An 11,983-nucleotide genomic window follows, 5' to 3' on the forward strand; every position below is an offset into this window, starting at 1 on the left:
GCGCCGCCGTGTCACTTCCACCCCCAGAAGAGAAAAATGGCGATGATATGCGCTAGCGCCAGAACTGCGAACGCCAACGTAATGGGCACGTGAACGATCCGCCACTGCTTGACCGCGCTGTAGGTCAGACTGTCCCAGTGGGTCTTTTCTTCAACGACTGCGGGCGATAGTCCCTCCGCCAGCAGCCGGGTGCGCGTGGCCTCAAGCCGTTTGCGAGCTCGCCCGATCAGAAATTTTCCGGTGAGGCCGCTAGCAACGTTGATCAGCATTGCCCAGACCGCCAGCCAGCCAAGCCACGCGTTAAAGTGAATACCGGCATGGACCAAGACTAGCAGCGAACCGGCCCAAGCGAGACGTTCGTGCCAGCGCAGCAGATTGACCGGTTTGCCTGCCTTAATCAGCTTGCGCTTGCGCATCGAATAGGCCGACGAAGCGAGGATCAACAACACGCCGGGAATGCCGACATATCGGCCAATCCAAACCATCTGCGACCAATGCAGCAGCGCATCGAGCGCCAATGCTGCTCCTCCCAACAACGCGAGTGAAAGATAAAACGGAATGACTTCGCGGCTGATCAGACTGGCTGGCCAACGGCTCAAGCGCTGTGCTCCGCAAAAACCTTACCGGGAATTCCTGCCGCTGTCTGCTTCGCCTGACCAATTAGAGATTGCCCGAGGGCTACCAACAAGGCGCCCAAGGAGAACATGCCCTTCACTTGTGCAGGCGCACAGGATGAGCGCTTCCATGGCTGTTGTTTTGGTGCGCTAGCATCAGACAACGGTTCCGACCATTTTGCCGATTCCCGCCGTCAACGCCATTGCCAGCGCGCCCCAAAAGGTGACGCGCACGGTTGCCGCCCACACCGGCGCGCCGCCCGCCCGTGCGCCCACGCTGCCAAGCAAGGCCAAGAACAGCAGCGAAGCTATCGCTTCGACCGGCACCAACAAATGACCGGGCACAAGGATCACAATTCCCAGCGGCAAGGCAGCCCCCGCCGTGAAAGTCGCGGCGGACGTGAAGGCTGCCTGGATCGGCCGGGCAGTGGTCATTTCCGAAATGCCCAGTTCGTCATGGGCATGTGCGCCAAGCGCGTCCTTTGCCATCAACTGGCGGGCAACCGTATCAGCGGTTGCGGGATCGACCCCGCGCTTCACGTAGATCCCGGCGAGTTCGTTCACTTCCGCATCGCTGTTGCCCGCTAGTTCTGCGCGCTCGCGCGCCAGATCAGCCTCCTCGGTATCCGATTGGGAACTGACTGAGACATATTCGCCCGCTGCCATCGACATAGCCCCGGCGACCAGCCCGGCAGCTCCAGCCACGAGAATGTCTGCAGGCTTTGCGGCTGCTGCCGCAACCCCGATGATCAGGCTGGCAGTCGACACGATGCCGTCGTTTGCACCTAACACGGCGGCGCGCAACCAGCCGATCCGCGAGACCAGGTGCCGTTCGGGCTGAAGGTGAAGCCTAGTCATTGTCGTGTTCACTCTCCGCTCTCGCGCCGTGGCCCTGTTCGCCAACCTCGGCACGCACTCCGGGAGTGAAAGCCAGAGGATCGAGCGCCGTCGCCGCATAAGCAGATCCGCCAATCGTTATGAGTGCAAGCGGCACCGCTAGCGTGGCTGGGGGCTGGGCATCTGGCACTCCGGGATGCAACGCTGCGCGCTTGTTGCCGGTTATAAAAGCGCTGATCAGATTTTCACGCGTGAGCAGCGACATGGCGATGACCGCAATCACATGCAGCGCTATCAATACCAGCAGGATGTTAGCCAGCGCTTCATGCAGGCCTTCACCGCTTTCTCCCTGCATTGTCGCGCCGGTGTAGACAATCCCGCCCGCTGAGCCGAGAAGCGCAATGATTGCGACTCCACCCAGAGCATTATGGCCCACCGACCGTGCCGGCTTACCGGTGAACATGTCGCCTAAGTGGTGGGCGATCTTCCCGGGCTTCAGGAAATTGGCGAAGCGGGCATGTTCGCCGCCGACGAAGCCCCACACAAGCCGGAACGCGATAAGCACTGCAACGACCCAACCCGCCGGGATATGCCAAGGCGCCAGCGCGCTATCTTCTTCCGAAGACAGAAACGCGATGAGCATCGTGGCGACAAAAAGCCAGTGGAATAGCCGTACTGGCAAATCCCAGACTCTCAAATGAGCGCCAGAAGTGACGCTAGTCGATGGATTCGGGGAAATCGAAGAGTTGGTCACGGTCACCTCCATTGTGACAATGGATCGGCTCAAGTTCTGACAAAGGCCTGACGGCGACGCTTATTCGCCGTGCTTTAACGGAGCAAACGTCACCCGAAATAGCGCCCCCCCATCGATCGGCCTTTCGACCGTGATCGCTCCGCCATGCGCCTGAGCGAGCCGCTGGACAATACCGAGGCCCAGTCCCGCGCCATCGGTCTCGCGGCGGTCCTTGCGCCAGAAGCGTTCGAAAATGTGGGGTAAGTCTTCGTCAGAAATGCTGGGACCATAGTCGCGCACGCTGAGTTGCGGCCCGGGCCCGGCGGTGACTACGATCGGCGTGTCGCCTGGCGCATGGGCAAGTGCGTTGTCGATCAGGTTTCGATAGATCCGGTAGATCGCTTCGGCATGGCCCAGAGCCCGCGTATCACCCGACGTTTCGAACCGCAGGTCACGCTGGTTTGCAAAAACCTTGGGCGCCATGGCCGCAACAATATCCCGGCCAATATCGGCAAGATCGACCGGTGTTTCAGGTTCGACTGCCATGGCATCGGCCTGCGCCAGATCAAGCATCTGGCTGACCAGACGCGTCAGGTGCTGGGTGTCAGCCTGCAGGTCATCACGCAGCGGGCTGGGCGGTAATCTGTCGAGCGAAAGCTGCATGATCGACAGGGGCGTGCGCAGTTCATGCGCAGCATTGGCAGTGAACCCGCGCAGGATCGCCATCGCCTCATCCAGCCTGGTGAGCGCGCGATTCACCGCCCGCACCAACGTGTTGACTTCGCGCGGCGCAGGCGCCTCTGATAGTCGTAACAGGACATTGTTGGGATCGAGCGCATCGACTTCGGCTTCTGCGCGCCGCAATGGCTTGAGGACGCGGCGCACGGCGAAGACATTAAACACCAGCAATAGCAGCGATAACGGGATTAGCGGAAGCGCGACATGCTGTACGATTTCGTTGGCAATCACGGGCACATAGGGCCGAATGCCATCGCCTTCGAACTGCATGAACAGCCAGCGCTGTTGCCCGTTCTGCAAGACGGAGCGCACACCGGTAATGCGATAGCCACCGCGAACGCGTTCTCTGCGCGTCCAGTCCATGAGCATGCCCGGTGCGGCTCCGGCTCGCAGCGGCGGGGTTGATCCGGCATTAGTGTCCGGATCAATATACCGAGCCGACCAGTGTTCGGCTCCAGGCGGACCGGCCAGCAGATCCGGTTGCAGGTCCGTGCCCTTTTCGGCCTTGTGCGCTTCGAGAGTCAGCAGTTCTTGCGCCAGTGATTCTGGCTGGCTGCTATAAGTGAGAACCACGATACAAACATCGAGCAGCGCAAACAGCAGCGTAAAGGCCGCCAAACGTGTCGCGATCTGCCGGAACAATGTCGGCCCGGCTGGACCCTTCTTGCTGTTGCCTGATCTATCCATCAGCGGAAACAGGCGCGAACAGCGCATAGCCGACACCGTGGACGGTGCGGATTTGCACATCAGCTCCCGCAGCTGTGATCCGTTTACGCAGCCGTGAAATGCACGCTTCCAGCGCGTTCGGCGTGACTTCAGCGTCCATCGAATACAGAGCGCCTTCAAGGGCGGGCTTGGCGACAACATGGCCCGCGCGGCGCAGGAGGCACTCGAGCAGATCGACTTCGCGAGGGGTCGCATCAATCGGCACGCCGCCAACCGTCACGGTGCGTTCGGCAGAATCCAGAATTACATTGCCGGAGGTGAGCTGTGTGCCGAGCGAGGCACCGGGGCGCCTCAGTAATGCGCGGCAGCGCGCGGCCAGTTCCGGGATCTGAAACGGCTTGACCAGATAGTCATCTGCCCCAGCATCAAGGCCGGTGACCCGGTCATCAAGCCCGCCCCGCGCCGTCAGGATCAGGATTGGCATCGTGTCGTGCCGTCTGCGAAGGCTGCGAATGAGATCGAGGCCATCGCCGTCAGGCAGGCCTAGGTCGAGCAGCATAAGATCATAGTCGTTGATCTTTAGCGCATGTTCGGCCCCATCGACGGTCTCGCACCAGTCAACGGCAAAGCCTTGGCGGTTGAGCCCTTCGCGTATCAGGCTTGCCAGTCGCGCATTATCCTCAACGAGTAACAGGCGCATGATCGATGTCCGTCCCTTCTGCGGCCCGCTTGTAGCCCGTTACCATCGCCAGTGGGAGGTTTTCCCGGTGTCGGACGCTTTCAACGATCGCGCCGATGACATGCAGCGTGATCGCTCCTGTCAGGATATTCGCCGACACTTCATGGAGCGTTTCGACCCAGGCGATACCCCAGAACGCGTCGAGGCCCATCATCCAGCCGGTCGTGCCAATCGTGGCCAGCAGCACCATGATCAGGACGATCATCGCTGCCCCGGCGGGATTGTGACCGACATAGCGTGGATCGCGATTTTTCAACACCGCGCCCATATAGGCCAAAAATCCCTGTGGCCCCGTTACAAAACTGCTGAACCGGGCGTGACCCCGCGCGATGAAGCCCCAGCCTAGCCGCATGGCCAGCGCCACGACGACGACATAGCCGACATAGATGTGCAGGTCTTCCTCATGGCGAAGGAAAGTCAGGTTTGCGATGACGCCGCCAGCAACAGTCCAGTGAAAGATACGGACGAGCGGATCCCACACCCTGACCCGCCGGTTCGCCGGGTCAGAGGGGGCTGCAAGCGGAGCGGTGCCGATGTAGTTCATGGTCAGTCGACGTTGTTCTGGACGACCGCACCGGTCACCGGATTGAAATACACTTCGGCTCGCTTGCCGTCCCTCGTGTGGGCATAGATTTCATAGCAGCTGCCCGAAACCGCAAAGACCTTGATGTCGCGATAGCCCATCCGCGCAATCCGCGCCTTCATCTGATCTGGCGTCATCCACCGGGCTTGGGGCAGGGTAGTGCAGACAGGCGCAGCAACAGCGATAGTGCTGGCTGAAAACGCAGAGGCGGTCAGGACCAGCTTGAGCAAAATGGAGCGCTTCATGGTACGATCTTTCGTTTTGAGCATCGTGGCGATGTGCCCGGCCAAATCGAACTGCGCCCCGCCACTGACGAAAAGCTGACGGGTGAATGAAATAGAAATTAGGGGGCCTTCGACTTTAACCAAGCGCGTCAGGAGCACGTCAGAACTTTGGTCGACATCCCGGCTGTCGCCTCTCTCGGCGCCCCCGGAGACCAGATCATGAAACGCATTCTAATTTCTACGGCAGCTTGTGCTGCCTCGCTTCTATCGACCAGCGCTATGGCAGCGGCCACCGAAGCGAAGCCACTTTCCACTCAGACCCAGACGAATCTCGAGGCGGCAATGCACGGCGAAGCCTATGCCAACCTCAAATATCTTCGCTACGCTGATCAGGCAGAAGCTGCCGGTAAACCCGAACTTGCAAGGCTTTTTCGCGAGTCTGCGAATATCGAGGCAAACGAACACTTCGATCGCGAAGCTCAGGCACTGCAGCTCGGCGGTGCCAACAGCGCCAATCTAGAGGATGCGATGGCTGGCGAACATTATGAAAACGTCACCATGTATATCAACTTCGCCAGCCAGGCCGAAGCGGATGGCGACACGCGGGTCGCCGCGATGTTCCGCCAGATCGCAATCGACGAGGGCACACATTACGACTCTTACAAGGCTGCGCTGGCCAAACTGTCCCCCCGCTGAGCCAGCGCTCGGTACCGGCTGGCTCGCCCCAGCTGGCCGGTACCGAAATATAGCGCCCATGAAACGTTAGGAGTAGGTTATGAGATGCGGGGCGCGTGTCTCGCGAATTATGCTCATGGGATTATCGCCGATATCCTTAGCGCCCGCGCAACCCCAATTGATGAAATTTGGTAGATTCGATAGATTCGTGCGTTCGCTGTGATAGCTACCTAGAGAGCTACCTAGCGACGATTCACACTAAAATCGTCGCTGGAACATCGGATTTATCTTGTTGATTTATATGGATATTTTGGTGGACGCACTTGGGCTCGAACCAAGGACCCGCTGATTAAGAGTCAGCTGCTCTACCAACTGAGCTATGCGTCCGTACCAGTCAGGGGCGAACCCGTCAGGGGTGCCGCTTGGTGCGCGGCGGGGAAGAGAATGGTGGACGCACTTGGGCTCGAACCAAGGACCCGCTGATTAAGAGCTGAAATCAGAGGGTCCTTATGCTTCCGCATGCGTCCAAAAACGGCAGAACTCTGCGAATCATCGTCCGTATTGTTCTTGATATGTTCGCCAGTATCCACTACAAAAAGCTACCTAAGGTAGCAGGAACATATGGCGAACAAAGTTGGTTTGACAGATGCTCGGATCGCAGGTTTGAAAGCGCCTGCAAGCGGGCAAATTGAGGTCGCTGATGGCATCGTGACCGGTCTGCGGCTCCGAATGGGAGCGAGTGGCACCAAAACTTACATCTTGCGTAAGCGCGTTCAAGGTAAATGGTTGAACGTGACTATCGGGCGGCACGGCCCGAATTTCACTCTTGCCCACGCCCGTCGCAAGGCGCGGGATCTACTCGTCGACGTTGAGCAAGGCAAAAGCATCGCCAGAAAGCCGGGAGCGAAGAGGAAGGGATCGAAGGGTGTCGGCACTGTCGCTGAGCTATACGAGACATATCTGGCTCAACAGATCGTCGGCAAAAAGCGGAGCGCGAAAGAGTTCGATCGGGTTTTCCGCAAGTACATTGAACCTGAGCTAGGCGACCGCCTTGCCGATTCGATCACCCGAAGCGACGTCAGCCGCTTTGTCGAAAAGATTGCATTCGAGCGGGGCAAGGAGACCCTCACGATGGCGCGCATCGTTTATCGCCATCTCTCGACTTTCTACACTTGGGCACTCACCAGATTAGAGCATTTGCCAGCCAATCCGTGCCGGGACGCCTGGCGCCCAAAAAGGAGCGAGCCTCGCGACCGGGTGCTCAGCGATCGAGAGGTCGCTGCACTGTGGCAAGCCGCCGTCGAGGATGGCTATCCGTTTGGTCATCTTGTGCAGATGTTGATTCTCACAGCCCAGCGCCGGGGAGAGGTGCTCGACGCCACTAGCGACGAGTTCGACTTCAAGGGGAAAGTTTGGACAGTACCAGGAGACAGGGCGAAAAACGGCAAGGCAAACGTGGTGCCTTTATCCGCACAGTCCCTCGAGGTCGTCACGGACATCTTCGCGGCCGCCGGGATCGCGCCTGAAGACGCTCACAAGCAATCCCAAATTCTACTGGCATCAAAGGTCACCAGCACAAACAGTGTCAGTGGTCTGTCAAAGGCCTGGAAGCGGATAAGGGCAAGCGTGGACGAGAAACTCGGCTATGAAGCCGCTCATTTCACCATGCATGACATTCGCCGGACGGTGGCGACGGGACTGCAGAGGATTGGAATACCGCTGGTCGTTTCAGAGGCCGTTCTCAATCATCAGTCCGGCTCGGCAATGGCTGGTGTCGCCGGGGTCTATCATCGGCATCAGTACACGAATGAAAAACGCGAAGCTCTCGCGCTGTGGGGCAGGGAGGTTCTACTGCTCGTCGCTAAATATTCGCCGCAGGACAGTCAGGAAGAATGACTCTCCACCCCGAGCCAGTCGGCGCGTATCCGATCCATGCCCGCGACAAGGCCATCAACGGTCACTGTAGATCCGATGAAGTCCTCACCGACATCTTCTCCTTCGATAATCCAGACATCGTCAGCAACAGTAGTCAGAATCATTCCGCGCCTGCCACGGCTTAATGTCCCCGAGATGCGTATTCGACCCGCGCTCACAACGCCCCCCGTTCAAAAACGCCAATGGCGCAGCACTTCGCGCACATAGGCCGGCGTCTCGCCATTGCGAGGAATACCGCCGGCGCGCTCGACGGCACCTGGACCTGCGTTGTAGGCAGCGAGGGCCAGATGAACCACCCCGAACTTGTCCAGCATCTGGCGTAGGTATCGGGCCGCACCCAAGATGTTCGCCTTGGGGTCGAAGCGATTTGAAACGCCAAGGTCGCGCGCTGTCCCTGGCATCAATTGCCCCAAGCCTGCGGCCCCGGCCTTGCTGATGGCCAAGGGATTATATCGTGATTCCGTCCATACAAGAGCGTCGAGAAGGCCGCTTGGTAGCGAGTATTGAGCCTCAGCAGCGTAAACATGAGGAAGGTAGCTGGCCCGACGAAAGCCCGATGGCGCGCTGCTCGGGGGCTTTGGATATCGGTAGGGCAGATAGTTTCGACCTGCATCGGTAGCCGGCGGCTCGGACGAGCCCGCTGGAGGCATTCTCCAAATGCCGTGTTCGACGAGAAGAAAGCCATCGGTCCCTTCTGCGACGCGGAAGCCATCGGTCCTCGACTCCGATGCAACGGTCATCTGAGGGGACTCCAGTTCCTGCGCTTGAGCGGGGAGGGCGAACCCAAATCCTGCCGTTGCCACTGCGGCAACTGCCCATTTCAGTCTCATTCCCGAATCCTTTGTTGGTCGAATCGAGAAAGAACATATATAGAACATATCATGTAGGAAAATGAAACGTCAGCGACGCAGAGCGGAGGCTGCGCGGGTGGAGGCACGTTACGATGGAGATGCCCCCCATGAACCAACACCGATCATCCCAATTCCAAGGCATGCAGATGGAAACCCGCGCACGCAAGATAGTCGAGCAGCTGGGCGGCACCTGGTCGCGTTCGCGCGGGATGTGCTGCTGCCCGGCCCACGACGACCGCACTCCTTCGCTAAGCATCACGCTCGGGAAGCGTGCAATTCTTGTTCATTGCTTTGCCGGCTGCACGAACGAGGCGGTGATAGAAGCCATGGCCGGGCTCGGGATACGAATTGCGGACTTGTTCGATGGCACGAGTGGTCCGATCGTGGCCGAACCGCGCGAGGAAGTCGCCAATCGGAATGCGCTGAGGCTCTGGCGTGAGGCGTCGACCATCGCTGGCAGCCCCGCCGAGAAGTACCTCGTGTCCAGAGGCATCACGATTTCTTCGCCGGAGCTGCGTTTCCACCCGCGTATGCCGCTTGGGCCAAAGGGTGCTGTCCGGTTTCTACCCGCGATGGTCGCGGCCGTGCGCAGTGATGCCGGGATTCTGGCGCTGCACCGCTCCTTCCTCAATCTGGAAAAAAGCAGCTTGGCTTCATTTGATCAGCCCAGGCGTGCGTTAGGCAGTCCCGGTTCTGGCGCGGTGCGTTTCGCATACCCGGATGAGGGACGCCTTGGACTCGCAGAAGGAAACGAAACGGCCCTCTCAACGATGCAAATGTTCAATGTTCCCTGCTGGGCGACGCTGGGAAACGAACGCTTCGGCCAGGTCACAATCCCGGAATCGGTGCGCGAGCTGTATCTCTTTGTCGACAATGATGCGGGTGGGCGCCTTGCTGAAGAGCGCGCGCGAAATGCTTACGCTTGCGAAGGGCGGCTGATTGTCACCAGGCGTCCGCAGCAGACCGGCGATGATTGGAATGATGTGCTCATGCGCTCAGTCCGAGCTGCGGTCTGAATGTCGGTGAGAGGAAAGCGGGCTTGGGGCCTTGTGAGGCCCCCGGACGGATCCATCTGAACGGACACCCGGACAAACCCAGGGCCTCTTCAGGAGGTCTCTCATGTCACATGCAAATACCGCTTTCGCATTCTCCGATCCAGCCGAGCCGCAAGTGTTGGCAGCGGCGAGGGCGCTGGCCGCGCGGCTCGTTGCAGATCAAGCAATCTCACGGCTCACTGTGAATGCAACAATGGCCGATCACTTCGGCGGTAGCGACGCCGAAGGACGCTGGTCCGTACGCGATGCCCATGCCGCACTTGAATTGGCGCAGGTGCTTTTCCTGGCGCAGGCAACTGAATTTTCACCTGCGATGTCATCCAGCTTCGCCGCTGAGGCATTCACGCACCTCGAACGTCTGGTTCCGACCCAGTCCAACCGGAGCGATGAGCAGATCGAGTGGCAACAATTCGCAACGCCGCCCCGCCTGGCCTGGATGGCTGCAAAGGCATGCGCGATTTCTGCCGCTGAACTGGTTCTCGAACCGTCCGCCGGGACCGGGATGCTGGGCGTATGGGCAGCGAAGGCAGCTGCGCGTCTTGCTCTCAACGAGATTTCGCCGCTTCGCCGCGAATGCTTGGGCGCCGTGTTTCCGGAGGCGACAGTGACGGGATTTGACGGGGAACTGATCGACGAACTTCTCACGCCCGACGTGGGTCCTAGCGTGGTGCTGATGAACCCGCCCTATTCGCACGGTATCGAGAGGGGCCACGATAGTCGCACTGGCGATCGACACTTGCGTTCTGCCTGGAAGCGCCTTCTGCCCGGTGGCCGCCTGGTGGCAGTGATGCCCGAATGGTTCGAGCTTCCGAAGTTCCTTGCTGGGATTGCCGGTCCCCTCTCGTTGCGCCTCAACGCGACGATCGAGCGCGGTTTCGTCAAGCAGGGCACATCAATCTCTACCCGGCTCCTGGTTCTCGACAAGGCTGATGATGGTACCAGCCCGATCATCGCCCAGCCTGGAAACTTTGCCGAGCTTCATCTGCTGATCGATATGCTGCCTGACCGGGTAAGCCTGCCCGCCGAGCCCAGCATCGGCATCAAGCCAGCCTTGCCGCTTCGACTGGTGGCGAACAGGACAAAACCGGCTCCACTTAAGGTCCATCCAGCCGCTGCGGCGCCGTCGATACTGCCGCTTGAATTTACTCCGCTCGAAGCACCTGCGCCGATCGAAAGCCAGGTTGGGCATTATTTGCCTTACCGACCGAGCCGGATCTCAATTGCAAATGCGGTCTCCCACCCGACACCGCTGGTAGAATCCGTCGCGATGGGTTCGATAACCGCACCCGTGCCCGAAGTGGTGCCTCAGCTTCCCTCGAGTATCATTGCTGAAGGCATCTTATCCGCAGCGCAAGCCGAGACCCTGATCTATGCCGCAAGCGCCCATGCCCGCGATCTGCCGGGCCGGTTCGAGCCCGACGACAAGGGCTGCGCCCTCAAGGCGAGCGCCGAGGGGCGCGCCTACCGCATGGGCTACTTTCTTGGGGACGGAACTGGTGCAGGCAAAGGCCGGCAAGTCGCATCTGTCATCCTCGACCGGTGGGTGAGGGGTGAACGGCGCCACATATGGATTTCCAAGAACGAAGCTTTGCTCGAAGACGCCCGCCGCGACTGGAGCGCGCTCGGTGGCCTTCCCATCGACATCCAGCCGCTCGGCCAGTGGAAGCTCGGTGTCCCGATCGGGATGCGCGAGGGCATACTCTTCGTTACTTATCCGACACTGCGCTCGGGCCGCAGCGACGCGACCCGGCTCGAGCAGATCCTCGAATGGGCAGGGGAGGACTTCGACGGGCTCATCGTCTTTGACGAGGCCCATGCGATGGCCAACGCCGCTGGCGGGGAGGGCACACGTGGCAAGGTCAAGGGATCGGAGCAGGGCATCGCCGGTGTTCGTATCCAGAATCTGCTGCCACGCGCCCGCGTGCTCTACGCATCGGCGACCGGGGCATCCGACGTCAATAATCTCGCCTATGCGACCCGTCTTGGCCTGTGGGGTCCCGAGACGGCTTTTGCCAATCGCGAAGCCTTCGTCGCGGACATCCGCGATGGCGGTATCGCTGCAATGGAACTGGTCGCCCGTGATCTGAAGTCACTCGGACTGTATGCGGCGAGGGCACTTTCATTCGCCGGAGTCGAGTACGAGATTCTCGAGCATTGCCTGACCCCCGACCAGGTAGCGGTTTATGACGCCTATGCAGACGCCTGGGGCATCTTATGCGCAGCTGCGCATAAGATGGCTTATCGCGAGGTGGCGATAATGCGAAGGAACGCGGCGTAGGCGCGCAATGTCGGGAGACTGACCACCACGTCCTTCGCATTATTTCACAGGGTGT

General features: G+C 59.9%; 13 protein-coding genes and 2 tRNA genes. 4 read left to right on the top strand and 11 right to left on the bottom strand.

The features are described from left to right. Window positions 1–11: 11 nt before the first annotated feature. The 7 genes from GGQ88_RS16685 to GGQ88_RS16715 form a co-directional block, all read right to left on the bottom strand. Window positions 12–599, bottom strand: coding sequence for a hypothetical protein (locus tag GGQ88_RS16685; protein ID WP_183614575.1), 588 nt, complete (start codon window positions 597–599; stop codon window positions 12–14). Between the two features lie 171 nt (window positions 600–770). Further along, window positions 771–1,472, bottom strand: a complete 702-nt coding sequence (locus GGQ88_RS16690) for a VIT1/CCC1 transporter family protein (RefSeq protein WP_183614576.1) — start codon at window positions 1,470–1,472, stop codon at window positions 771–773. Beyond that, window positions 1,465–2,211, bottom strand: a complete 747-nt coding sequence (locus tag GGQ88_RS16695; protein WP_343057251.1) for a cytochrome b/b6 domain-containing protein — start codon at window positions 2,209–2,211, stop codon at window positions 1,465–1,467. The genes GGQ88_RS16690 and GGQ88_RS16695 overlap by 8 nt, the downstream gene beginning before the upstream one ends. 54 nt (window positions 2,212–2,265) lie before the next feature. After that, entirely contained in the window at window positions 2,266–3,609 is a 1,344-nt protein-coding gene (locus tag GGQ88_RS16700) for a sensor histidine kinase (RefSeq protein WP_183614578.1), read from the bottom strand. Beyond that, a complete protein-coding gene (locus tag GGQ88_RS16705; RefSeq protein ID WP_183614579.1) occupies window positions 3,602–4,288 on the bottom strand; it encodes a response regulator in 687 nt (228 codons plus the stop codon). The genes GGQ88_RS16700 and GGQ88_RS16705 overlap by 8 nt, the downstream gene beginning before the upstream one ends. Then, complete coding sequence (locus tag GGQ88_RS16710; protein ID WP_183614580.1) at window positions 4,269–4,871, bottom strand: cytochrome b/b6 domain-containing protein; 603 nt, start codon at window positions 4,869–4,871, stop codon at window positions 4,269–4,271. Before GGQ88_RS16710 ends, GGQ88_RS16705 begins: the two co-directional genes overlap by 20 nt. A 2-nt stretch (window positions 4,872–4,873) precedes the next feature. After that, window positions 4,874–5,155 carry a PepSY domain-containing protein gene (locus GGQ88_RS16715; protein WP_183614581.1) on the bottom strand — a complete coding sequence of 94 codons (282 nt, stop codon included), beginning with the start codon at window positions 5,153–5,155 and terminating at the stop codon, window positions 4,874–4,876. 198 nt (window positions 5,156–5,353) lie between these two features. Between GGQ88_RS16715 and GGQ88_RS16720 the strand changes: the two genes are divergently transcribed. Further along, a complete protein-coding gene (locus tag GGQ88_RS16720) occupies window positions 5,354–5,830 on the top strand; it encodes a rubrerythrin family protein (RefSeq protein ID WP_183614582.1) in 477 nt (158 codons plus the stop codon). 290 nt (window positions 5,831–6,120) lie between these two features. Here the strand turns inward: GGQ88_RS16720 and GGQ88_RS16725 are convergent. After that, window positions 6,121–6,196: transfer RNA gene (locus GGQ88_RS16725), tRNA-Lys, on the bottom strand. A 58-nt stretch (window positions 6,197–6,254) separates the two neighbouring features. Beyond that, window positions 6,255–6,336: transfer RNA gene (locus tag GGQ88_RS16730), tRNA-OTHER, on the bottom strand. Between the two features lie 94 nt (window positions 6,337–6,430). Here GGQ88_RS16730 and GGQ88_RS16735 point away from each other — a divergent pair. Continuing rightward, window positions 6,431–7,705 (top strand): tyrosine-type recombinase/integrase, encoded by a 1,275-nt coding sequence (locus GGQ88_RS16735; RefSeq protein WP_183614583.1) that lies wholly within the window; start codon window positions 6,431–6,433, stop codon window positions 7,703–7,705. On the opposite strand, the gene GGQ88_RS16740 is transcribed toward GGQ88_RS16735, so the two are convergent. Together GGQ88_RS16740 and GGQ88_RS16745 are read right to left on the bottom strand one after the other, a co-directional pair. After that, entirely contained in the window at window positions 7,693–7,902 is a 210-nt protein-coding gene (locus GGQ88_RS16740) for a DUF5818 domain-containing protein (RefSeq protein ID WP_276516453.1), read from the bottom strand. The genes GGQ88_RS16735 and GGQ88_RS16740 overlap by 13 nt on opposite strands. Window positions 7,903–7,914: 12 nt before the next feature. Continuing rightward, the gene (locus tag GGQ88_RS16745; protein WP_183614585.1) at window positions 7,915–8,574 is read right to left on the bottom strand and encodes a lytic transglycosylase domain-containing protein; all 660 of its coding nucleotides are present in this window, start codon (window positions 8,572–8,574) and stop codon (window positions 7,915–7,917) included. Between the two features lie 128 nt (window positions 8,575–8,702). Between GGQ88_RS16745 and GGQ88_RS16750 the strand changes: the two genes are divergently transcribed. Further along, window positions 8,703–9,611 carry a DUF7146 domain-containing protein gene (locus tag GGQ88_RS16750; protein ID WP_183614586.1) on the top strand — a complete coding sequence of 303 codons (909 nt, stop codon included), beginning with the start codon at window positions 8,703–8,705 and terminating at the stop codon, window positions 9,609–9,611. A 103-nt stretch (window positions 9,612–9,714) separates the two neighbouring features. After that, the gene (locus GGQ88_RS16755) at window positions 9,715–11,928 is read left to right on the top strand and encodes a strawberry notch family protein (RefSeq protein ID WP_183614587.1); all 2,214 of its coding nucleotides are present in this window, start codon (window positions 9,715–9,717) and stop codon (window positions 11,926–11,928) included. Window positions 11,929–11,983: the final 55 nt, after the last annotated feature.

Origin of the sequence: Novosphingobium hassiacum (assembly GCF_014196055.1) — a bacterium.
Taxonomy (GTDB): Bacteria; Pseudomonadota; Alphaproteobacteria; order Sphingomonadales; family Sphingomonadaceae; genus Novosphingobium; species Novosphingobium hassiacum.